Source organism: Sphingopyxis sp. OAS728 (assembly GCF_014873485.1).
Lineage (GTDB): Bacteria > Pseudomonadota > Alphaproteobacteria > Sphingomonadales > Sphingomonadaceae > Sphingopyxis.
Map to the genome: position 1 here is coordinate 4789140 of NZ_JADBDT010000001.1, position 23005 is coordinate 4812144.

The window sequence follows — 23005 nt, forward strand, 5'->3', positions numbered from 1 at the left end:
TGTAGGTCGCCGCGCGGCAGGGCCAAGCTGGCACCTGCATCAGGCGGCGCGCGCACCGACAAAACCGAGCCCGGCGGCGATCTGGATCGATTGCGCGCGTCCCGTCGCGCCAAGCTTGGCGGCCGCGTTGCGCAGGTGGAAACGCACAGTCGACACCGACAGCGACAAGATGATCCCGATCTCGCCGTCGGTCTTGCCGGCCGCCGCCCAGCGCAGGCACTGCACCTCGCGGCGCGTCAGCGTTTGCGGCACCGTCGCGTTGCGCGGGCGCCCGCGGGCCTCGTTGTGCGTCGCGATCAGTTTGACCGCGAGGTTGTGCAGATGGCCGGCCTGTGCGGCAAAGATCGTCTCGACCCCGACGGGTTCGCGCGAACACCAGAAGACCGCGCCGACGAGCCCGCGCGGCAGGTGCACCGGCGCAATGATCGCGTCGCCGAAATTGGGTGTGTTGCGCGCCTGTGAGCAGTCGACCTCATCGAGCAGGTGCGTCGGCCGCCAGGTGCCAAGCCGGCCGTCGCTGTAATAGAAGGGTTCGGCGACGAGCCGCGCTGCTGTCAGGAAGGCGAGTTGCAGCGCCAGCTTGCGGTCGCGCCAATAGGCGTAACTCGGATCGACCCAGTTGAAGCTGGTTTCGGCATAGGGGCGACCTTCCTCGTCGCTCATCGGCTCGGGGTCACCCAGATCGGCCTGCGCGGCGACATAGGGCAGGCCGATTGCGTCGCCAGCGGTTTGTACCGCCGCGATCAGCGCGGGCATCTCTGCCCAGCATTCGGCCCTTTGATCGGTCACGCGCTCGTCCCTCCGCTATCCTGACACAGGTGTCAGCTTGTTCGCTCGGCCGCAATCCTTTGTTCTGTCACGGTCCGGTTTCGCGCGACGCTCGCACAACGACGAGCCCCGCGACAAGGTGTTTGAGGGAGGATGAGTGATGAAGGCAATGCGTATTTTCCTGGGCGCGGGCACGGCGATGAGCCTTGTTGTCGCGGCACCGGCCTTTGCTGCCGAGGAAACCGCACCCGACAGCGTGGCGGCCGAAGGCCACATCATCGTCACCGCGCAGCGCCGCGCTGAATCGATGAACGACGTTGGCATGGCGATCCAGGCGGTCGACGCCGCAACGCTCGAAAGCCTGCGCGTCACCGACATGCGCGACCTGACCACGGTGGCGCCGAGCTTCACCGTCTCGCAAAGCTATCAGGGCGTGCCGACCTATACGCTCCGCGGAATCGGGTTCAACACGATCAACCTCTCGTCGACCTCGACCGTGGGCACTTATGTCGATGAAGTCGCCTATGCCTATCCGATCATGAACACTGGGCCGGTGATGGATTTGGAGCGCGTCGAGGTGCTCAAGGGGCCACAGGGCACGCTCTATGGCCGTAACACGACGGCGGGGCTGATCAACTTCATCACCGCGAAGCCGACCGACAGTTTCGAGGGCAGCATCAAGGCCGATCTGGGCAATTATCAGACGTATAATATCGGCGGCCATATCTCGGGCCCGCTCGGCGAGGGGATCGCGGCGCGCATCGCCTTCCGCAGCGAGAATAGCGACAAGGGCTGGCAGGTCAGCAACACGCGGGGCGAACGGCTCGGCGAGGTCGACAAGCTCGGCTTACGCGGCTCGCTCGCGATCGATCCGGCGCCGGGTACGCATTTCGACCTGTCGGTCACATGGTGGCGAAACAAGTCTGACACGGTGGCCGGGCAGGGGATCGGCTTCACGCCCGCGACCAATCCGACGACGGGTACGAGCAACTCGCGTTTCTTTAACGCGCCGGGGCTTGCCACCTATCTGGCGAACAATTTCCCGACGAAGGCAAGCCAGGCCGACTGGGCGCCCGAAGCATCGCGCTCGGCCGATATCGGCACCGGACTCGGGCTCGACGGCCCGCTCGCTGAGGACAACCGCTTCTGGGGATTGAAGCTGCGCTGGGATCAGGATCTGGGCGAGACGATGAAGCTCGTCTCGCTCACGAGCTACAACGACTTCAAGCGCAACGCGCTCTCCGACTGGAGCGGTGCGCCGTTCGAAATCCTGCTCCAGAATACCGTCGGGCGGATCAAGAGCTTTGCGCAGGAGCTGCATGTCGAGGGTGAAGCGGGCGCGGTGAACTGGCTCGTCGGCGCCTATTACGCCAACGACCGCATCATCGATTCGAACCGCACGCTGCTCGGGCAGAATGCCAATGTCGGGTTGATCCGTGCGGCGGGTGCGCCGCTGCTCGCGAGCCCGATCTTCAATTCGGGGGGCTATACGCCGCTCCAGCTCAGCCAGGCTTTTCGTACCTATGAGGATTTCGGACGCATCCGCACCAAGACGTGGAGCGTTTTCGGTAACGCCGATGCCGAACTGACCGACCAGCTCAAGCTGACCGTCGGGCTGCGCTACACCGAGGACAAGCAGCGCTACAATGGCTGCTCGCGCGACTTCAACGGCAATATGCTGCCCAACGTCAATGTCGTGAACCGCGCGCTCTACCTGCAAACCTATGGCGTGCTTGCGGCGCAGATTTCGCAGGGTCAGTGCAACACCTTCGATCCCGTGACGGGGACGTTCGGCGAGGTCCAGTCGCTGCTCAAGGAAGACAATCTCGCCTGGCGCGTCGCGCTCGACTGGTCGCCGAACGATGACACCTTGCTCTATGCGTCGGTTTCGCGCGGCTATAAGTCGGGGACGACGCCGATCAATGCCGCCAACCTTGCGCGGCAGAATGCGCCGGTGAAGCAGGAGAAGCTGACGGCCTATGAAATCGGCGTGAAGGCGACGCTCGCCGACCGGCTGGTGCAGGCCAATCTCTCGGCGTTCTATTATGATTATGCCGACAAGCAGATCAGCACCTATTTCGCCGATCCGATCTACACGGCGCTCTCGCGCCTCGACAATGTCCCCGACAGCGAAGCTTACGGCGTCGAGGGTGAGCTGACGATCCGGCCGGCGACGGGGCTGACGATCGCTGCCAACGCGCTGTATCTGAAGACGCGGATCAATGATTACAACGGCACCAATGCCGCGGGGCAGCCCGAGAATTTCGACGGCGCCGAGTTCATCTACAGCCCGAAATTCCAGGGCAGCGTGACCATCGCCTATGACACGCCGGTCACGGACACCGTCAACCTGACGGGCGCCGTTAGCGCGCGCTACCAGAGCAAGTCGAACACGATCTTCGAGGATCTCGATCTCTACAAGGTCGATGCCTATGGCACGGTCAACGCCAGCCTGGGCCTCAAGGACGAAAGCGGCTGGTCGGTGTCGCTGTGGGCAAAGAATCTGTTCGACAAATATTATTGGTCGGCGGTCGCCAGCAACGCCAACGTCGTCGTGCGTTTCGCCAACCAGCCGCGAACCTGGGGGCTTACGCTGGGTTATGACTTCTAAAGGAGGAAGGCCGCGTGGCGCGATTGCCGATGCAGGATGAGTATCTGGGGACCGCGATCGACTTCGCGGCCCCCGTCGGCGAACCCGCGTTGCTCGCGCCCGACAGCGTCCAGTGGCGCATCTACAAGAATCCGATCGCGCTCGGTATCGGCGGTATCGCGGCGGTGCTGCTCGAATTCGCCGAGCCGCGCATCCGGTCGGGGGTGTGGGATCATTCGACCTATAAGGCCGACCCGATCGGCCGTTCGCGCCGCACCGGGCTGGTCGCAATGCTAGCCTGCTATGGGCCGGAGAGCAGCGCGAAAGCGGTCATTGGGCAGGTTAACAGGATGCACGGCAAGGTGAAGGGAGAGACGCCCGGCGGCACCCGATATCGCGCGCTCGATCCCGTGCTGCTCGACTGGGTTGCGGCAACCGCCTCCTACGGCTTCCTGATGGCTTACGACCGCTTCGTCCATCCGCTGAGCGACGCCGACAAGGACCGCTTCATGGCCGACGGCGACGCGATCGGTCGCGAGTTCGGGGCGCGGCACACGCCGCCTACGGTTGCCGCCTTCATGGCGATGATGGACGCGCTCGAACCCGGCTTCGAGCCGCACCCGATCATCTTCGAATTCCTCGATATTATCCAGTCCGGCCGCGCCGCGCCGGGCGTGCCGCGCTTCCTCCATCGCGCGATCGCGCGCGCCTCGGTGTCGCTGCTTCCGGCGCATATCCGGCAGCGGCTCGATCTTGGTTCGCGTTTCGACCTGACGCGCTTCGATCGCACGGCGCTCCGGTTCGCCGGCCGTCTCGCCGATCGCCATGTCGATCGTGCGGCGCCGCACTGCAAGGCAAGCGTTCGGCTTGGACTGCCCTATGACTTCCTGTTCAAATCGCGCGCCGAACAGCTGCGCCTACTGGCGGGCCTTTCAATCGCGGCCTAGCTGCAACGGTTCCAGCCCGCGCCGCGTACTGCACGCCCCGGCGTCGCGCCGCTATGCTCGCCGTTCCGCAGTACCCCGACGCCATTGACGAAGACGTCGCGCATCCCGACCGAATATTGGTGCGGTTTCTCAAAGGTCGAGCGGTCGCCGATCGTTGCCGGATCGAACACCACGACATCGGCATAATAGCCGGGCTTCAGCGCGCCGCGATCCTTGATGCCCAAATTGGTCGCGGGCAGGGTGGTGAGCCGGTACACCGCCTGTTCGAGCGGAATCAGCTTCTCGTCACGAACATAGCGGCCGAGCAGCCGCGAGAAATTGCCATAGGTGCGGGGATGCGCGCCCGATTTCAGGAAGACGCCCTCGGTCGCCTGCGACGCAGCATCCGACCCGAAGCTCATCCACGGCAGCTGGATCTGCCTGCGCACATTATCTTCGGACATGAGGAAATAGACGGTGCCGACGCGCGAGCCATCCTCGACGACAAGGTCCATCGCGACTTCCTCGGCCGGTTTGCCGCGCATCGCCGCAACCTCGGCGAGCGTCTTGCCGGTCAGCGGCTTGAGTGCGTCATTCTTGAACCCCGACAGGATCATCTTGTCGGCGCCCGCGCCGAAATAGAGATTTTCCCAGTCGCTGCCCGGCTGTTTCATTTCGGCGGCAACCCGCGCACGGATCGCGGGGTCTTTCAGCCGCTTGATCCATTCCTCGAGCCCGCCCGCCTGCACCCAGGTCGGCATCGCCGCGTCGAGCCCCGTCGCGCCCGCGGTATAGGTGTACATGTCGGTCGTGATCTTCAGCCCCGCGGCGCGCGCGTCCTCGATCTTTTTCACGATCGTGTCGAGCTTGCCCCAGTTGCTGCGACCCGCCATTTTGAGGTGATAGATTTCGGCCGGCGCCCCCGAGCGGCGCGAAATGTCGATCAGCTCGTCGACGGCTTCCTCGATCCGGTCGCCTTCGGAGCGCATGTGACTGATATACATGCCGCCGCATTTGGCGGCCTCGCTGGTCAGCGCGACGAGCTCGTCGGTTTCGGCATAGGAGCCGGGAGCATAGATGATCGAGCTGCCGACCCCCATCGCCCCATCGTTCATCGCCTGTCGCACCAGCGCACGCATGCGTGCGAGCTGCTCGGGGTTCGGATCGACATCGCCTTCGCCCAGTTCGTGGACGCGCACGGTCGCGGCGCCGACGAAGCTCGCGACATTGGTTGAAACGCCGCGTTTTTCCAGCCAGCCCAGATAGTCGCCCAGGCTGGTCCACTCGATCGGATATTTGATGTCGCCCTGTCGCTTAGTCTCCAGCGCCTTCATCGTGGCGTTCATCGGTCCCATCGACCAGCCTTCGCCCATCACTTCCAGCGTGACGCCCTGACGGATGTCGCTCTGGCTTTTGGGATCGGCGATCAGCGACTCGGTCGCCCAGCTCAGCATGTTGATGAACCCCGGCGCGACCGCCATGCCCTTCGCTGCGACTTCGGTCTTGGCGCTGCCATCGACCTTGCCGACCGCAACGATCCGGTCGTCCTTGATCGCGACATCGCCGACGACCGGCGCCTTGCCCGATCCGTCGTAGATCGTCCCGCCGCGGATGATCAGGTCATAGGTGGGCGCCTCAGCGGCCGCCGATGCGGACAGGAGCATCGAACTGCACAGCAGCACGAAGGAAGGTGCGAAGCGCCGCTGCGATGCCATATGTCTCTCCGAAAGCTGGGGTTTAGCCGTGCAGGCTCATCAAGCTGTCCATCAACCCGTCGTCGGCGCTCGAACAGACGCCGAGCACCAACGCCTCCTCAAATCCCTCGGCGACGACATAGGCGTGGCCCATCGACGAATCGATATAGATGCCTTGGCCGACCTCGAGTGTGACGGGGTCATAGAATTCGCTGTGCACCTCGATCCGGCCTTCGAGGACATAGATGAACTCTTCGCCCTGATGGTGGACGAGTTCGCCGAACTCGCGCGCGCTATGGGCGCGGATGCGCGTGATGATCGGGATCATCCGCTTCTGGCGCAAATCGGTGCAGAGATAATGATAGTCGTAATTATCGGTCGTCACGCGCGCCGCGCGCTCGATCGTCCCGATGCTCCGGCGTCCCGTCACCCGCGGCGTCGTATCCTCCTCGTCCTCCGCGAACAGGTCGGACATGCGGATGTTGAGTCGCTGGCTGAGCTGCTGCAACTTGTCATAGCTCAGCGTCAGCCGGTCATGTTCGACCTTCGACAGCGTCGATACCGGGATGCCCGATTTCGCGCTCATTTCCTTGAGTGTCCAGCCGTTGCGGGCGCGTATGCCCTTCATCACCGCGCCCAGCGTCGGCGGTGTCGCCCCATCCGCCATCAGTTTTTCCATTCCATATTTGACAATTTTCTAATCAGGATCATTATGTCCCCATCGGGCCAATAGATGTTGGTCCCTTGGTAAGGGGTCGCGCGGCTTGCTGCAAGATGTGACAGGCCGCGAAAACGAAAAGGGGAAAGCGATGCGTTTCATCCGAAAGGCGATGATCGGGCTGGCGGCTTTTGCCGCGCTGCCGCTGGCGGCGCAGGGGCCAGTGCCTGCACCCGCCGTAAAGAAAGTCGAAGCCGCTGCCGTTCCGGTCGCGAAAACTGCCGCGGCGCCCGTCGCGCTCGACGCCAAGGACCTTGAGGCCTGGCTCGATGGCTATCTGCCCTACGCGCTCGAACGCGCGCGCATCCCGGGCGCGGTCGTCGTCGTCGTGCGCGGCAATCAGGTCGTGCTCGAAAAGGGCTATGGCTTCTCCGACGTCGCCAAGCGAGCGCCGGTCCTGCCCGAGAGCACGTTGTTCCGTCCCGGTTCAGTGTCGAAGCTGTTTACCTGGACTGCGGTGATGCAGCAGGTCGAGGCGGGCAAGATCGACCTCGACAAGGACGTGAACACCTATCTCGATTTCAAGATTCCGCCCTATCAGGGCAAGCCGGTCACGATGCGCAACATCATGACGCACACCGCAGGTTTCCAGGAATCGGTGCGCTACCTGATCAGCAGCGACCCCAAGGCGGTGATGACGCTGAAAAAGCAGATGCCGCTTGCGCTGCCCGACCGCGTCTTCGCGCCGGGCACGACGCCCGCTTACTCGAACTATGCTACCGCGCTCGCCGGCTATATCGTCGAGCGTGTCAGCGGCGAGCCGTTCGACGACTATATCGAAAACCACATCTTCAAGCCGCTGAACATGACGCATTCGTCGTTCCGCCAGCCGCTTCCCGCCAGTCTCGCGCCGCATATGTCGAAGGGTTATCCCGACATCACGCAAAAGGCGAAGCCGTTCGAGATGGTGATCCCGGCGCCCGCCGGCAGCCTGTCGGCGAGCGGGGCCGATATGGGCAAGTTCATGATCGCGCACCTCAATAACGGTGCCGGGCTGCTGAAGCCCGAAACCGCGAAGCAGATGCACGACTTCAAGGCGCCCGGCGTCGGTCCGCTCAACAGCATGGCGCTCGGTTTCTACGAACAATGGGTCAACGGCCACCGCGCGATCGCGCATGGCGGCGACACCGTCTGGTTCCACTCCTATCTATGGCTGTTCCCCGACGCCGACATCGGCGTCTACATCTCGATGAACAGCGCAGGGAAAGCGGGCGACGCGGGTGCGATCCGCAGCGCATTGTTCCACAAATTCGCCGACCGCTATCTGCCGGGCACCGAAAAGCCGGGTCAGGTCGATGCAAAGACCGCGGCGCAGCACGCGCAGATGATGGTCGGCAATTACATCAGCAGCCGCGGATCGTTCACCAACTTCATGAGCCTGTTCGGCCTGCTCGGGCAGACGACGATCTCGCTGACCGATGATGGCAAGATCACGCTCCCGGCGCTCGACGGCCTTGGTGCCGGCGCGCGCGACTGGGTCGAGGTCGAGCCCTTCGTGTGGCGCGACACCGGCACCGGCGAACGCGTCGCGGCCGAGGTCAAGGACGGCCGCGTCGTGCGCTGGAGCGTCGATGGCGGCTCGCCCTTCATGGTGTTCGAACCGGCGCCGTTCGCCGTGAACGCTGCCTGGCTCAACCCGGCGCTGATCTTCGCTTTCGGCATCATCCTGCTCGCGGCGCTGGCCTGGCCGGTGCGCGCGCTCGTGCGCCGCAGCTTCAAGGCCGATTTCGCGCTCGAAGGCAAGGCGCGGCGCGCTTACCGCCTGTCGCGTGTGTTTGCGTGGCTCGCGATCGGCGCGCTCGCGGGCTGGTTCGGCCTGATCGCGGCCTTCTCGGCCGATATCGGCAGCATCGGCGGTCCGCTCGACTGGCTGATCAACCTGCTGCGCATCGTAACGCCGCTTGCCGCCTTCGGGCTGCTGATCACCGCGGGCTGGCACCTGTGGCTCAGCATCAAGGACAAGCGCCGCTGGACGATGAAGCTCGGCGCGGTGCTCCTGATCCTCGCCGCTCTGGTCCTCGTGTGGGTGACGCTCGCCTTCCATCTCTACGGCTTCGGGATGGTCTATTGATGGCGACGCAGGCCATGCGGGAACTGACGCTCGACCTTCGGGTCGAGCGTTTTCCCTATCACCAGCCGTTCCGCATTTCGGGGCATGTCTTCACCGAAACCGCCTTGCTCGTTGCAGAGCTTTCGGACGGCACGCATGTCGGGCGCGGCGAGGGGGCGGGGGTCTATTATCTCGGCGACGATATCGAGCATATGCTGGCCGAGGCGACCCGCGTCCGCGGCGCGATCGAGGACGGTGCGACGCGTGGCGACCTGCAACAGCTTCTTCCGCCGGGCGGCGCGCGCAATGCGCTCGACTGCGCCTTCTGGGATCTGAAGGCGAAGCAGACGGGGCGGCCCGTTTGGGAGCTTGCCGGGCTGAACCCGCCAAGGGCGCTGCGCTCGACGTTGACGCTCGGTGCCGATCGCGCGGAGACGATGGCAAAAGCCGCGCTCGCGATCGATCCGGATGCTCCGATCAAGGTCAAGCTGACCGGCGATCTCTCCGACGACATCGCGCGCGTCGTCGCGATCCGCACCGCGCGGCCGCACGCGTGGATCGGTGTCGATGCCAACCAGGGCTATGATGTCGAAACGCTCGGCGAACTGCTCCCCGTGCTCGTTTCAACGCGCGTCGCGCAGCTCGAGCAGCCATTGCGACGCGGTCGCGAGGCGGACCTCGATGGGCTGAAGCGCCCGTTGCCCTTCGTCGCCGACGAAAGCGCTTTGTCGCTCGCGGACACCGCCTCGCTTGTCGGCCGCTTCGACGTCGTAAACATCAAACTCGATAAATGCGGCGGTCTGACCGAGGGTCTCGCGATCGCACGGCAGGCGAAGAAGCTCGGCCTCGACGTCATGGTCGGCAATATGATGGGGTCCAGCCTGTCGATGGCGCCGTCCTACCTCGTGGGCCAGCTTTGCGACATCGTCGACCTCGACGGTCCGACATTCCTCGCGCGCGATCGCGTGCCCGGCGTGGAATATCGCGATGGCATGATTCATTGCCCCGCCGAAATTTGGGGATGATGACAATTTTGTGTCCTAAGCCGGTTGACAATTTTCTGATTAGGACAATAGTCGAGACTGAAACGAAATAAGGGAGGATGGGATGACGGCGTCATTCCCGATCACGCGCCGCGCGGCACTCGCGGGCGCGATCGGTACCGCATTGTCCGCACCGATGATCGCGCGGGGCAGCTATGCCTTTGCTGCGGCGCCGGGAAAAAACTACTCGCGCCGCGCGGTCGATCTGGTCGCCTCATCGCTCGTCATCGACATGCTCGCGCCGCTCAAGATCACGCTCGACGACAATTATGTCGCGCACCGGCTGACCGACGCCGAAGCGGCCGAGTTCCGGGCATCGGGCATCACCGGATTTCACAACGCTTATGGCCTGGGCGGTCCCGACGCAAAGGCACAAGCGATGGAATTCCTCGCCGGCTGGCAGGGCTTTGCCGGGCGTAACAGCCATGTCTTCACTCTTGTCGATACCGTGGCCGACCTCGATCGGGCGAAAGCCGACAAGAAATGCGCCGTCATCATGGGCATCCAGAATGCCGAGCATTTCGAGAAGGTCGCGGATGTCGCGCTGTTCCGCCGCCTCGGCCTCCGCTGCGCGCAGCTCACCTATAACAGCCAGAATCGCATCGGATCGGGCAGCACCGAACGCGTCGACGGCGGCGTCAGCGACTATGGCGCCGCGATCATCGCAGAGATGGAAAAGCAGAAGATGCTCGTCGACGTCTCGCATTGCGGCGACAAGACAACATTGGATGCTATCGAGATCGCCAAGGGACCGATCGCGATCACTCACAGCAACGCGCGTGCGCTGGTCGATCATCCGCGGGTCAAGACCGATGCGGCGATCAAGGCGCTCGCCGCAAAGGGCGGGGTGATGGGGATCACGGGGGTGCGCATGTTCGTGCGCACCACCGACCCGACCAATGTCGGGCATATGGCCGACCATATCGACCATGTCGCCAAGCTGGTCGGGGTCGATCATGTCGGCATCGGGTCGGACGCCGATCTGCATGGCTATGACGATATGAAGCCCGACGAATATGCGGCGCTGAAGAACAGCTACAAGGGCAGCTACGCCTTCCGCGACAAGATCGACATCGACGGCTTCGACCATCCGCTCAAAACTTTCGACCTGACCGAAGAGCTAATCCGCCGCGGTTATTCCAACGAAAACATCCGGGCCGTGCTCGGTGGCAATTTCCGCCGCCTGCTCGCCCAAGTCTGGGGATAAGACGATGAAACAGGGACTTTTTTTCGCAGCAAGCATGACCGCACTGATGGTCGCGATGCCGGTACAGGCGCAGGAAGCCGCTGCGGTGGAAACGGCGGGCGAGATTGTCGTGACCGCGCAAAAGCGCGTCGAGGCGCTGCAGGATGTTCCGATTTCGATCACCGTCGTCAATGGCGACGCCCTGCGCGAACAGGGGGCGGGGTCGCTGGTCGATTACGCCGGTTATGTCCCGGGCATGACGGTGCTCAGCTCGCAACCGGGCACCTCGATCATCTCGCTCCGCGGTATTGCACCGGTCGGATCGGCGCAGGCGGTCGGCATCTATCTGGACGACGCGCCGGTGGGGTCGAGCAGCCTCTACGCGCGCAGCGCGACCTACTCGCTCGACCTGATGCCCTATGACATCGCCGGGCTGGAAATCCTCCGCGGACCGCAGGGGACGCTTTATGGCGCAAGCTCGATCGGGGGCTTGCTGAAATACCGCACCGTCGCGCCCAGCACGACCGATTTCAGCGTCAAGGCCGGCGGCGAGCTGTTCACCATCGACGAAGCCGGCAATCCGGGCTGGGCCGCGCAGGTCATGGTCAATGCGCCGATTGTCCAGGACAAGCTTGGCATGACGGCCAGCTTCTCTTGGCGCAAGACGCCCGGCTATGTCAGTTCGGTCAACAATCCTGCGCTCAACGATGCGAACGATGTCGAACAGCGCGGCGGCCGGGTGAGCCTGCTGTGGAATGCGACAGAGGATTTCACCGTCCGCCTCGGCGGCATCTGGCAGACGATCGACGCGAACGCGACCAACAATGTCGTCGCTACTGCGGCAGGCGTCCCGATCGGCGATGGCTGGTCGTATAACTCCTTCCTGCCCGAGCCCTTCCGCAAGAGCATCGACTATTATTCGGCCGTTCTCGACTATGATCTCGGCTTTGCGACGCTGACCTCGGTCTCGACATACAGCGAGACGAGCACGACCAGCGTGCAGGATGCCTCGCTGGTTTTCGGGATCGCTTTCCCTGCGCTGACCGGTGGGGCGGTGCCCGCAGGCCTCGCGCCGTTCAGCATCGCGCTCGATCTGGAAAAGTTCACGCAGGAAATCCGGCTGGCGTCGCCCAGCAACGATCGCTTCGAATGGATGGTCGGCGCTTTCTATACAAAGGAGGACAGCGAGAACCATCAGCTCGTGCGGACGTTCGACTTCTCGGGCGCACCCAACGCGCTTGATCCGGGCGCCGTCGTCTCGCTGCCCTCGACGTTCAAGGAAATGGCGGTATTCGCCAATGCGACGGCTTATTTCGGTGACATGTTCGCACTGTCCGGCGGCCTCCGCTACGCGAAGAACAAGCAGAACTTCCAGCAGATCAGCAGCGGCCCGTTCATCGGCGTCGCCAACTTCACGGGCTCCTCGGAAGAAGATGTCTTCATCTACAGCGTCAGTCCGCAGCTCCACATCAACGACGACGCGATGATCTATGCGCGCGTCGCGAACGGCTATCGCCCGGGCGGTCCGAACGTGGTGTTCCCCGGCGTTCCGCCGCAGGTCAAGGCCGACACGCTGGTCAACTATGAAGTCGGCTTCAAGGGCAATCTGGGCAGCACGCTGACCGTCGATGTGGCCGGCTTCTATATGGACTGGACCGACATTCAGGTCGTCCAGCCGTTCGGCGGCGTGACGGGACAGGCCAACGGGCCTTCCGCGGTCAGCAAGGGCGTCGAAGGCACGCTGACGTGGCGTCCGGCGCCGGGGCTGTCGCTGGTTGCGAGCGCGGCCTACGCCGATGCGAAGTTGACGGCGGACGCACCGGAAATCTCGGGCGTCGATGGCGCCCGCCTGCCGAGCGTGCCGAAATTCACCGGATCGGTGCAGGCGGACTATAATTTTGCCATCGGCAGCAACGCGACGGCGAAGGTCGGCGTCGGCGTGCGGCATTCGTCGAAGCTCGCGTCGCTGCCTTCCAGCAGCCCGGACAATCTGTGGTCGGATGCCTATACCGCGCTTGACGCAAACGCTGCCGTGACCTTCGACGATCATTGGACGATCCGCGTTTATGCTCGCAACCTTGCGAACGAGCGGGCGGCGACGCAGCGGTCCTATACGCTCGACGCCTTTGGTACGCAGGCGTATCAAACGAGCATTCCGCTGCAGCCGCGGACGATCGGCGTCGCGCTCGATATGGCCTTTTGAGCGAATTGGAGTTGGGCAAGATGAACGCGCCTATCGGCAGGCTGGAGGACAGCCTGACCCTGCCGCAACCCTATCTGCTGTTCCTCGGCGACACGACCAATGCGGCCTATGCCAAGACCGCCTTCGGTCTCGCCGATTGGGCGGGTGATCGCTGTACGGGCGAATGGGCGATCGGCGGTTGCACCGTTTCGACCGGCCTGCCGCGCCTCTCGCCCGCCGAGGCGCGGGCGGCGGGGGCGCGCTCGCTGGTGATCGGCGTCGCCAATCAGGGCGGCATCATCGGCGCAGCGTGGGTCGCGGTGCTCGTCGAGGCGATGGAGGCGGGGCTCGACATCGTGAGCGGGCTCCACACCAAGCTGACGAGCGTTCCTGCGCTCGTCGAGGCGGCGGCGCGGACGGGACAGCGGCTTATCGACATCCGCACCCCGCCGCCCGCGATCCCCGTGGGAACGGGGCGCAAGCGGGCGGGCAAGCGGCTGCTCACCGTCGGCACCGACTGTGCGCTCGGCAAGAAATATACTGCGCTAGCCTTGCACCGCGCCCTCATCGCGCGCGGCCTCGACGCCGATTTTCGCGCGACCGGCCAGACCGGCATCATGATCGCGGGCGGCGGCATGCCGATGGACGCGGTCGTGTCGGATTTCGAGGCAGGGGCGGCCGAAATGCTGAGCCCCGATGCGCCCGATAGTCATTGGGACGTGATCGAAGGGCAGGGGTCGATCTTCAACCCCGCTTACGCCCCGGTGTCGCTCGGCCTGCTCCACGGCAGCCAGCCCGACGTCTTCGTCGTCTGTCACGATCCCACGCGCAGCGTCATCCTCGGCATGGAAAGCTTTGCCTTGCCTTCGGTCGAGGAGGTTATCGATATGACGATCCGCCTCGGAAGCCGTACCAATCCCGCGATCCGCTGCGGCGGCGTCAGCTTCAACACATCGAGTTTTGACGCCAACGCGGCCGAGGCGCTGATGGCGGCCGAACGCGAACGGCTCGGGCTTCCCGTGGCCGATCCGATCCGCGGCGGAGCAGGGTTCGACGCGCTCGTCGAAAAGTGTCTCGCGTGAGTGTGGGCGAGACGGGCAGCGGGTCGAGCTGGTTCCAGCGCTACCTGCTGCCCGGTTTTGCGCTGAAGGCTGTGATTATCGGCGGCGGCTATGCCACGGGGCGCGAGCTGGCCGAATATTTCGTGCCGTCAGGGCCGTGGGGCGGGCTGTCCGCGATGCTGCTCGCGACCTTGATCTGGAGCGTCGTCGCCGCGCTGACCTTCGCGCTCGCGATCAAGCTCGGCGCCTATGATTATCGCAGCTTTTTCAAGGGACTTCTGGGGCCCGCCTGGATCGCGTTCGAAATTGCCTACATCATCTTCGTCGTCCTGATCCTCGCGGTGTTCGGCGCCGCGGCGGGTGCGATCGGTGCGGCAACCTTTGGCTGGCCTGAACTTGCGGGCGTGCTGCTGCTCGCCGTGTCGATCGTCGCGGTCACCGCGTGGGGCACCGGCGTGGTCGAGCAGATGTTCAAATATGTCTCGATCCTGCTTTATGCCGTCTATGGCCTGTTCCTTGTCCTCGCGCTCGCCAGTTTCGGCGGACTGATCGGGCAGGGCTTCGCGAACGCGCCGCCGCCGTCGGGCAACTGGATGGCGGGCGGGCTCACTTACGCGAGCTATAATATCGTCGGCGCCGTGGTGATCCTGCCCGTGCTGCGCCACCTGAGGCACCAGCGCGACGCTGTCGTCGCCGGGCTGATCGCGGGGCCGCTGTCGATGCTGCCCGCGATCCTCTTCTTCGTCGCGATGATGGCCTTCTATCCCGCGATCGGCGACGAGACCCTGCCGTCGGATTTCCTGCTCCGCCAGATGACGGTGCCGGGTTTCCATATCCTGTTTCAGGTGATGATCTTTGCCGCGCTGCTCGAAAGCGGGGCGGGTTCGGTGCATGCGATCAACGAACGGATTTCGGGCGCGATCGAGAGCCACGGGCGGCCGCCGCTCTCGACCGGTGCGCGCGCGATCATCGGCGCGGTCATCCTCACCGGCTGCATGTTCGTCGCGGGCGAGATCGGCCTCGTCGACCTGATCGCGAGCGGATACCGCTTCCTCGCCTGGCTGTTCCTCGCAGTGTTCGTCCTGCCGCTCATCACCATCGGAACCTGGCGCCTGCTGCGCCCGTCCACCGCTCCCCATATGGAGGCCTTGCCATGAAACGCCTGCTTGCCCTGTCGCTGATGCTGTCGGCCGCCGTGCCTGCGTGGGCCGAACCGCCCGCCGATATCGGAGAAAGCGTCGAGGCGCTGCGCAAGAAAGTCGGCGCCGCAGGTGTCTCCATCGCGATCGTTGAGGATGGCAAGACGACGCTGTCGCGCGGCTGGGGGGTGCGCAAGATCGGCGAACGCGCGCCGGTCGATGAACAGACGATCTTCCAGACCGGATCGACCGGCAAGGCGATGACCGCCGCGGCGCTCGCGATCCTCGTTGACGAGGGCAAGATCGCGTGGGACGATCCCGTCATCAAGCATATGCCCTGGTTCCGCATGTATGACGCATGGGTCACGCGCGAAATCACGATCCGCGACCTGCTCGTCCACGGGAGCGGGCTCGGGCTGGGGCAGGGCGACCTGATGTTCGTGCCGCGCACGCATCTGACGCGCAAGCAGACGGTGGAACGCGTCGCCTACCTCAAGCCCAAGACGAGTTTCCGCTCGGCCTATGCCTATGACAATATCCTCTACGCGGTCGCGGGCCAGTTGATCGAGGAAGTCACCGGACAGACGTGGGAGGATTTCATCCGCGCCCGCGTGCTGCGCGCCGGCGGGATGAAGAATGCGACGAGCGACAGCGAAGACCGCTTCCGCATTCCCAACCGGTCGTGGCCGCATGCGCGGCTGTCGGGCGCGCTGCGCGGTCTCGGCCCGCAGGCGGCGCTCAACGAGCGCGACGAATTGGGGCGCAATGGCGCGCCCGCGGGCGGCCTCGCGCTCAGCGCCGACGACATGGCGGCGTGGCTCAAGATCCAGCTCGCGCATGGCGCGCTGCCGGGCGGAAAACGCCTATTCAGCGAGAAACAGGCGGCCGAAATGTGGGCGCCCGTGACGCCGATGCCGATCTCGCCGCTTCCCGACCAGCTCAAGCCCGCGCAGCCGACGCAGCAGGCCTATGCGCTCGGATGGCAGGTGCAGGATTATCGCGGCCACCGCATCATCCAGCATGGCGGCGGGGTCTTCGGTTCGATCACGCGCGTCGTAATGATCCCCGACAAAAATGTCGGCTTCGCGATCATGATGAACAGCGAGGACAGCGGCATGCTGCTCGGCCTCACCTACGATCTGCTCGATCATTATCTGGACCAGCCCGACTATGGTTGGATCCAGAAGTGGGAGGATTGGTATCAGTCGCGGCTCGCAGGGGGAGTCGAGTTTCTGAAACAGGCAAAGGCGTCGCCGGCTGAGAGCGGTCCCTCGCTCGAACTGGCGCGCTATGCGGGCCGCTACCGCGATCCCTGGTATGGCGACATCGTGATCGGGCAGGCATCGACCGGCCTGACGATCGATTTCACCTCGACGCCGCGGATGGCGGGGCGGCTCAAACATTGGCAGTATGACAGCTTCGTCACCGATTTCGACGATCCGGCGATCGAGCCCGCCTATGTGACCTTCGCGCTCGATGCCGAGGGCAAAATCACCGGCGTGACGTTGAAGGCGGTGAGCAAGATCGCCGACTTCAGCTGGGACTATCACGATCTCGACCTGAAGCCTGTGGAGGACAAGAAGTGAAGCGTTTCGCCATATTGTTGACGGCCACCGCGCTCACGGCCTGTTCGACCGGAGGCGACAAGCCGAAAGAAGCGCAGGCGCCGCTGCACAGCCGGATGCTCGTGCTCGACACCCACCTCGACACGCCGCTCCATTTCGAGCGCGCGGGCTGGAGCTTCGCCGACCGTCATGCGCTCGCCGACGACATGGCGCAACTCGATATCCCGCGGATGAAGGACGGCAATCTCGATGGCGGCTTTTTCGCCATCTACACCGATCAGGGGCCGTTGACGCCGAAGGGCTATGCCGATGCGCTCGCCTTTGCGCGAGGGCGGTCGGACCTGATCGACAAGACCATTGCCGCGAACTCGGCCGCGATCGCACCGGCGCTGACTGCGGCCGACGCGGTGCGGCTGAACAGGGAAGGCAAGCTCATCGCCTTCAAATCGATGGAGAACAGCTATCCGCTCGGCGAGGACCTTTCGCTGCTGAAGGAATTTTACGACAAGGGGCTGCGCCTCGCGGGGCCGGTACATTCGAAGGACAATCAGTTTGCCGACAGCGCGACGGGCGAGGGGCGCTGGAAGGGGCTGAGCCCGCTCGGCAAGCAGTGGGTCGCGGAGATGAACCGCCTTGGCATTGTCATCGACGCGAGCCATTCGTCCGATGCGGCATTCGACCAGATCCTGGCATTGTCCAAATATCCGATCCTGCTCTCGCATTCGAGCCTGCGTTCGGCTTTCGACCACCCGCGCAACCTCGACGAGGGACGGTTGAAGGCGCTCGCGGCGAAGGGCGGCGCGATGTGCATCTCGACGATCTTCATGTCGCCGATGAACATGTCGCCGGCGCGCGCCGATCTGTTCGGCAAATATGAGCGCATCGGCCAGATCACGCCCGCCGAGCAGGCCGATCTCAATCGCCAGTGGCGCGAACTCGACAAGACCGAGAAGCTCTGGGCGGCCGATTTCGACGGCTATATGAAGATGGTGCTGCGCGCGATCGAGGTCGGCGGCGTCGACCATATCTGCTTCGGCGCCGACTGGGATGGCGGCGGCGGCCTGCCGGGCATCGAGGATATTTCGGCGCTGCCGAAGGTCACCGAACGGCTGAAGGCCGCGGGCTATTCGGATGCCGATATCGAAAAGATGTGGAGCGGGAATATCCTGCGCGTCTTGGCAGCACAGGGGAAACCGGTGACGGGTTAGGGCATGATCACCCTCCCTTGAACCGTCATCCCGGCGAAGGCCGGGATCTCGCCGGTCCGTCAGAAGGCGAGGTAGGGATCCCGGCCTTCGCCGGGATGACAAGCAGAAGAGAGAGAAGCCTCCCTTTCGAAAATGGCTGCAAGCTAAGCGCGGAAGCTCTTGGGGTCGATCCCGAGCTTCGCCATCTTGTCGTAGAGCGTCTTTCGCGGCAGCCCCAGCCGCGCCATCGTTTCGGCGATATTGCCGCGCGTCTGCGCCATCGTGTCGTGGATGATCGTCGCCTCGAACCGGCGCACCCGCTCGGCGAGCGGTGCGTCGGCGGGCATCGCCGACAGACCGGGGTCGGAGGGCAAGTCGAGCACGACGCTATAGGCGAAATTCTTGAGCTCGCGGACATTGCCCGGCCAGTCATGCTCGACGAGGTGGCGGCGGATGCCGTCGTCGATTTGGAACCCCGTCATGCCCATCTTCGCCGCGGCTTCGTCCAGGAAGAAGGCGAAAGTCTGCGGAATGTCCGAGCGGCGCTCGCGCAGCGGCGGGATGCGCAGCTTCACGACGTGCAGGCGATAATAGAGATCCTCGCGGAAATCGCCGCCGCGCACCGCGTCCATCAGGTCGGTCTTGGTCGCCGCGACGACGCGCAGATCGACGGGCTCGGGCGCGCTGGCGCCGATCGGCTGGACCTCGCGCTCCTCGATCACGCGCAGCAATTTGGCCTGCACCGACGGGTGCATCGTGTCGATCTCGTCGAGGAACAAGGTGCCGCGATGCGCGCTGCGGATGCGGCCGGCTTGACCGAGCTTGCCCGTCGCGCGGTCGATAAGGTCGCTGCCGAACAATTCGGCTTCCGCCAGTTCCTGCGGTAGCGCGGCGCAGTTCACCGCGACCAGCGATGCCGCGCTCCGCCGGCTCTGGCGGTGGAGCATATGCGCGACGAGTTCCTTGCCCGTCCCCGTTTCGCCTTCGATCAGCACATCGATATCGGCCTGCGCCAGCTGCGCGATCGTCTCGCGCAGCCGCATCATCGCCGAGCTCTCGCCGATCAGCGGGCTGTCGATCGCCGCCGCCGCCGTGGTCAGCCGCCGATTGTCGAGAATGAGCGCGCGGTGTGCGAGCGCTCGCCGCGCGATGCCGACGAGATGATCGGCGGCGAAGGGCTTGGCGAGGAAGTCGAACGCGCCGTCGTGGAGCGCGCGCACCGCCATGGCGACATCGGCGTGACCGGTGATCAGGATGACGGGAATGTCGGGATCGATCGCGTGGATCGCCGCGCGGAGTTCGAGCCCGTCCATTCCCGGCATGCGGATGTCGGTGACGACGATGCCGGAGAAGCCCGCCTCGATGCGCGGCAGCACGCTTTGCGCATCGGGAAAGGCTTCGACCGCCAGCCCCGCGAGGTCGAGCGTCTGGACATTCGCTTCGCGCAGCGCCGCGTCGTCGTCGACGAAAAAGATCGTCTGCTCGACGGTGAAAAAGCTCATGCGGGCCTCAACGTCAGGCGGAACCCCGCGCCGCCGAGCGGCGAGGGGTTCAGCGTCAGCGTACCGCCGAATTCGGCCATGATATCGCTGGCAATCGCAAGCCCGAGACCTAGTCCGTCGGGGCGGCCGGTGACGAAGGGCGTGAAGAGCTGCGGCAAGAGGTCGGCGGGAACGCCGGGGCCATTGTCGCACACGTCGATATGGACCGGGTCGGCGCCGTGCGTATGGAGCGCGATGCGCGGATCTTTTGCGCCATGCACAGCCTCGGCGGCGTTTTGCAGAAGGTTGACGAGCACCTGCTCGAGCCGGACGGGGTCTGCGTGCACTGACGCCGCAGGATTTTCGATTTCGACGTCGAGCGCGATGCCCTGCGCGCGTAGCCGGTCGCCGATCAGGAGCAATGTCCCGTCGACCGCCGACTGTACCGCCACCGGCCCCAGCGGCGTCGGCTTGCGGCGCGCAAAATTGCGCAGTTCGTTGGTGATCGCCCCGACCCGCGCAGTCAGTTCCACGATCGTATCGAGATTGCCCCGCGCCTTGTCGGGCTGTTCGCGCTCCAGATAGCGCAGGCTGTTCTCGGCAAAGGTCCGGATCGCGGCGATCGGCTGGTTGATCTCGTGCGCGACGCCCGCGGTGATCTGGCCGATCGATCCCAGGCGGCTTGCCTGAGCGAGTTCTTCGCGCGCGGCACGATAGCGACGGTCGGTTTCGCGCTGCCGTTCGGATGCGAGGCGCAGTTCGTCATTGGCGTTCCGCAAGTCGCGCGTGCGGGCCGCGACCTCGCGTTCGAGCGCTTCATGCGCGGCCTGCCGCAGCGTCTGCCGCTCGACGACGCGGAGCAATGTGACGATCGCCGCGCCGACGAGGATCAGCAAGACGAGGAAGGCGACGCGCGCGGTCGCATTGGCGCTGGCGCGCGCGGGTTCGGCAGGCTGGAGCAGACGGAGCGTGCCGCCGGGGAAGGAGACGCGCTCGTCGGCCTCGCGGAACAGGTCCGCGCCGACACGGATGCCGTCCCCGGCGCGGCCGACCGGCAAGGGATCGAGCCGGGCCTCGCCATAGCTGCGCGTCGCGCGAAGCCGCTGCTGTGTTTCGGCCGAAATGGGCGCAAAGGAGCGGAAGCGCCAGCGTGGCTCGCTGCTCATCACGACGATCCCCGCCGCATCGGTGACGAGCGTCGCCGCAGCGGAATCGGCCCAGCGCGATTCCAGCTTGTCGAACTCGACCTTGAGCACGATCACGCCGAGCTGGCGGCCGCCGACATCGACGCGGCGCGCGAGGTAGAGGCCGGGGCGTCCGCTGACCGTGCCGAGCGCGAACAGCTCGGCCTCGCCGCTTTTCATTGCGCCCTGGAAATAGGGGCGGAAACGGTAATTCTCGCCGACAAAGCTCGTCGGCGCGCGCCAGTTGCTCGCCGCGATCGTCGTGCCGTCGGCGCCGATGACATAGATCACCGTCGCGTCGGTGCGTACCGCAAGCTGTTCGAGTTCGCGGTCGAGCCGGCGCGACGCCGCGTCGCTCTTGTCGGCCAGCGCGGCGCGGACGTCGGGAAATTCGGTGAGCACGCGCGGGAGCAAGCGGAATTTCTGCAATTCGCTTTCGAGCAGGCTCGCGTGCGCGCGGGCATTTTGCCGCGCCTCGATGTCGGCCTGCGCGCTCGCGCGTCCCGCCGCCCATTGCGTCAGCCCCAATCCCGCGGCGAGCAGGGCAACTAGCCCGATCGCGACGGCGACAAACAGCCGTCGGCGGTTGGGGTGTGCGCCCGCTGCGGTCGAATCACTCTGCAACGTCATGTGCGAATTATTGCACAAATCCCTGGCTACGTATGCGGTATTTTGCACAAATTGGCTTTTCTCGTCAGCTCAGTTCCAGTGATATATCAATAATAACAATATCTTGAATATGAATTTCTCGGCGTTTGACCGCGATTCTATCCTGCCCCTATTTTCAGCCAAAGGCCGGGAAACACCCCGGTCCGCGTCGAGCCGGACGCACTATATGGGGAGAGGCTGGTGGCAGCCACGATCGACATGAATGCGGCGCACGTGCCGGCGAAGACCGGGCCGTGGTGGTCGCATCTTTATGTGCAGGTGCTCGCGGCGATCGCGGGCGGCATCCTGCTCGGCCATTTCTGGCCCGACATCGGCGTCCAGCTCCAGCCGCTCGGCAAGGGCTTCATCGACCTCGTCAAGATGATCATCGCGCCGGTGATCTTCCTCACCGTGTCGACCGGCATCGCATCGGTCGGCAGCGGCAAGACGCTCGGCCGCCTGACGGCCAAGACCTTCGCCTATTTCCTCTTCTTCTCGACCCTCGCTTTGATCATCGGGCTGATCGTCGCCAATGTGGTGCAACCGGGCGCGGGGATGAACATCGACCCGGCGACGCTCGATCCCAACGCGGTTGCCAAGATCGCCGAATATGATGCGAAGGCGCACGACACCTCGCTCGTCGGTTTCCTGCTGGCAATCATCCCAACGACCTTCGTCTCGGCATTGACCTCGGGGTCGATCCTGCAGGCGCTGTTTGCGGCGATCCTGTTCGGCATCGCGCTGTCGCACACCGGCGCCGCGGGCGCGCAGGTGCTCGGCATGCTCGAAAAGCTGTCGAGCGTCTTCTTCTATCTCGTAGGCATGTTGATGCGCTTCGCGCCGATCGGCGCATTCGGCGCGATGGCGTTCACCATCGGCGAATATGGCGTGGAGTCGCTCGTCAATCTCGGCGCGCTGATCGCGACCTTCTATCTGACCTCGATCCTGTTCGTCGTCATCGTCCTTGGCGGCATGGCGCGGCTCTGCGGTTTTTCGATCTTCCGGCTGATCGCCTATCTCAAGGCCGAACTGCTGCTCGTGCTTGGAACCTCGTCGTCCGAGGCAGCGCTGCCGAGCCTGATGGACAAGCTGGAGAAAGCGGGCTGCGCCAAATCGGTCGTCGGCATGGTCGTGCCGACGGGCTACAGCTTCAACCTCGACGGCACCAACATCTACATGACGCTCGCGGCGCTGTTCGTCGCGCAGGCAACGGGTATCGACCTCAGCCTCGGCGACCAGATCGCGCTGCTGCTCGTCGCGATGGTGAGTTCGAAGGGCGCGGCCGGCGTCACCGGCGCAGGCTTCATCACACTCGCCGCGACGCTCACCGCGGTGCCGACGGTGCCTGTCGCCGGGCTCGCGCTGATCCTCGGCATCGACCGCTTCATGAGCGAGTGCCGCGCGCTCACCAACTTCATCGGCAACGCGCTCGCCGCAATCGTCGTCGCGATCTGGGAAAAGGCACTCGATCGCGACGCGCTCAATCGCGCGCTCAGCGGCGAGCCCGCACCGCTTGCGGCAGCACCCGTCGAAACGGACAGCGACTGACACCGGCAAAATACGAAATTCAGAGAAAAAATTGG

16 protein-coding genes are annotated in these 23005 nt (G+C 64.6%); 11 read left to right on the forward strand and 5 right to left on the reverse strand.

Annotation, left to right across the window (positions count from 1 at the left end):
• Positions 1 to 39 precede the first annotated feature (39 nt).
• Positions 40 to 789, reverse strand: a complete 750-nt coding sequence (locus GGC65_RS22605) for a helix-turn-helix transcriptional regulator (protein WP_192649214.1) — start codon at positions 787 to 789, stop codon at positions 40 to 42.
• A 148-nt stretch (positions 790 to 937) separates the two neighbouring features.
• Here GGC65_RS22605 and GGC65_RS22610 point away from each other — a divergent pair, with 148 nt between their 5' ends.
• Both GGC65_RS22610 and GGC65_RS22615 read left to right on the forward strand, forming a co-directional pair.
• A complete protein-coding gene (locus GGC65_RS22610) occupies positions 938 to 3379 on the forward strand; it encodes a TonB-dependent receptor (RefSeq protein WP_225940966.1) in 2442 nt (813 codons plus the stop codon).
• Positions 3380 to 3393: 14 nt separating this feature from the next.
• Positions 3394 to 4305: an oxygenase MpaB family protein gene (locus GGC65_RS22615; protein ID WP_318780225.1), complete on the forward strand. Its 912-nt coding sequence runs from the start codon at positions 3394 to 3396 to the stop codon at positions 4303 to 4305.
• On the opposite strand, the gene GGC65_RS22620 is transcribed toward GGC65_RS22615, so the two are convergent.
• Positions 4302 to 5999 (reverse strand): N-acyl-D-amino-acid deacylase family protein, encoded by a 1698-nt coding sequence (locus GGC65_RS22620; protein WP_192649216.1) that lies wholly within the window; start codon positions 5997 to 5999, stop codon positions 4302 to 4304. The genes GGC65_RS22615 and GGC65_RS22620 overlap by 4 nt on opposite strands.
• 22 nt (positions 6000 to 6021) lie before the next feature.
• The gene (locus tag GGC65_RS22625) at positions 6022 to 6645 is read right to left on the reverse strand and encodes a helix-turn-helix domain-containing protein (protein WP_192649217.1); all 624 of its coding nucleotides are present in this window, start codon (positions 6643 to 6645) and stop codon (positions 6022 to 6024) included.
• Positions 6646 to 6787: 142 nt separating this feature from the next.
• Between GGC65_RS22625 and GGC65_RS22630 the strand changes: the two genes are divergently transcribed.
• The 8 genes from GGC65_RS22630 to GGC65_RS22665 all read left to right on the forward strand — a co-directional run bounded on the left by GGC65_RS22630 (position 6788) and on the right by GGC65_RS22665 (position 18130).
• Entirely contained in the window at positions 6788 to 8767 is a 1980-nt protein-coding gene (locus GGC65_RS22630) for a serine hydrolase domain-containing protein (protein ID WP_192649218.1), read from the forward strand.
• Between the two features lie 14 nt (positions 8768 to 8781).
• On the forward strand, positions 8782 to 9771 hold the full coding sequence (locus GGC65_RS22635; protein ID WP_192649219.1) for a dipeptide epimerase: 990 nt from the start codon (positions 8782 to 8784) through the stop codon (positions 9769 to 9771).
• Between the two features lie 82 nt (positions 9772 to 9853).
• Positions 9854 to 10996: a dipeptidase gene (locus tag GGC65_RS22640; protein WP_192649220.1), complete on the forward strand. Its 1143-nt coding sequence runs from the start codon at positions 9854 to 9856 to the stop codon at positions 10994 to 10996.
• 34 nt (positions 10997 to 11030) lie between these two features.
• Positions 11031 to 13178: a TonB-dependent receptor gene (locus tag GGC65_RS22645; RefSeq protein WP_192649221.1), complete on the forward strand. Its 2148-nt coding sequence runs from the start codon at positions 11031 to 11033 to the stop codon at positions 13176 to 13178.
• A gap of 20 nt (positions 13179 to 13198) precedes the next feature.
• Positions 13199 to 14239 (forward strand): DUF1611 domain-containing protein, encoded by a 1041-nt coding sequence (locus tag GGC65_RS22650; protein WP_192649222.1) that lies wholly within the window; start codon positions 13199 to 13201, stop codon positions 14237 to 14239.
• Complete coding sequence (locus GGC65_RS22655; protein WP_192649223.1) at positions 14236 to 15375, forward strand: hypothetical protein; 1140 nt, start codon at positions 14236 to 14238, stop codon at positions 15373 to 15375. Before GGC65_RS22650 ends, GGC65_RS22655 begins: the two co-directional genes overlap by 4 nt.
• A complete protein-coding gene (locus tag GGC65_RS22660) occupies positions 15372 to 16943 on the forward strand; it encodes a serine hydrolase (protein WP_192649224.1) in 1572 nt (523 codons plus the stop codon). The genes GGC65_RS22655 and GGC65_RS22660 overlap by 4 nt, the downstream gene beginning before the upstream one ends.
• Entirely contained in the window at positions 16940 to 18130 is a 1191-nt protein-coding gene (locus tag GGC65_RS22665) for a dipeptidase (protein ID WP_192649225.1), read from the forward strand. The genes GGC65_RS22660 and GGC65_RS22665 overlap by 4 nt, the downstream gene beginning before the upstream one ends.
• Before the next feature lie 143 nt (positions 18131 to 18273).
• On the opposite strand, the gene GGC65_RS22670 is transcribed toward GGC65_RS22665, so the two are convergent.
• Both GGC65_RS22670 and GGC65_RS22675 read right to left on the reverse strand, forming a co-directional pair.
• Complete coding sequence (locus tag GGC65_RS22670; RefSeq protein ID WP_192649226.1) at positions 18274 to 19611, reverse strand: sigma-54-dependent transcriptional regulator; 1338 nt, start codon at positions 19609 to 19611, stop codon at positions 18274 to 18276.
• Positions 19608 to 21404 (reverse strand): sensor histidine kinase, encoded by a 1797-nt coding sequence (locus GGC65_RS22675; protein WP_192649227.1) that lies wholly within the window; start codon positions 21402 to 21404, stop codon positions 19608 to 19610. Before GGC65_RS22675 ends, GGC65_RS22670 begins: the two co-directional genes overlap by 4 nt.
• Before the next feature lie 237 nt (positions 21405 to 21641).
• Between GGC65_RS22675 and GGC65_RS22680 the strand changes: the two genes are divergently transcribed.
• Positions 21642 to 22970, forward strand: a complete 1329-nt coding sequence (locus GGC65_RS22680) for a dicarboxylate/amino acid:cation symporter (protein WP_192649691.1) — start codon at positions 21642 to 21644, stop codon at positions 22968 to 22970.
• The last annotated feature ends 35 nt before the right edge of the window (positions 22971 to 23005 follow it).

Coding starts and splice junctions, on each gene's coding strand:
- GGC65_RS22610 (WP_225940966.1), top strand. CDS start 938: ATGCGTATTTTCCTGGGCGCGGGCACGGCGATGAGCCTTGTTGTCGCG.
- GGC65_RS22620 (WP_192649216.1), bottom strand. CDS start 5,999: ATGGCATCGCAGCGGCGCTTCGCACCTTCCTTCGTGCTGCTGTGCAGT.
- GGC65_RS22625 (WP_192649217.1), bottom strand. CDS start 6,645: ATGGCGGATGGGGCGACACCGCCGACGCTGGGCGCGGTGATGAAGGGC.
- GGC65_RS22630 (WP_192649218.1), top strand. CDS start 6,788: ATGCGTTTCATCCGAAAGGCGATGATCGGGCTGGCGGCTTTTGCCGCG.
- GGC65_RS22635 (WP_192649219.1), top strand. CDS start 8,782: ATGCGGGAACTGACGCTCGACCTTCGGGTCGAGCGTTTTCCCTATCAC.
- GGC65_RS22640 (WP_192649220.1), top strand. CDS start 9,854: ATGACGGCGTCATTCCCGATCACGCGCCGCGCGGCACTCGCGGGCGCG.
- GGC65_RS22645 (WP_192649221.1), top strand. CDS start 11,031: ATGACCGCACTGATGGTCGCGATGCCGGTACAGGCGCAGGAAGCCGCT.
- GGC65_RS22650 (WP_192649222.1), top strand. CDS start 13,199: ATGAACGCGCCTATCGGCAGGCTGGAGGACAGCCTGACCCTGCCGCAA.
- GGC65_RS22660 (WP_192649224.1), top strand. CDS start 15,372: ATGAAACGCCTGCTTGCCCTGTCGCTGATGCTGTCGGCCGCCGTGCCT.
- GGC65_RS22670 (WP_192649226.1), bottom strand. CDS start 19,611: ATGAGCTTTTTCACCGTCGAGCAGACGATCTTTTTCGTCGACGACGAC.
- GGC65_RS22675 (WP_192649227.1), bottom strand. CDS start 21,404: ATGACGTTGCAGAGTGATTCGACCGCAGCGGGCGCACACCCCAACCGC.
- GGC65_RS22680 (WP_192649691.1), top strand. CDS start 21,642: ATGAATGCGGCGCACGTGCCGGCGAAGACCGGGCCGTGGTGGTCGCAT.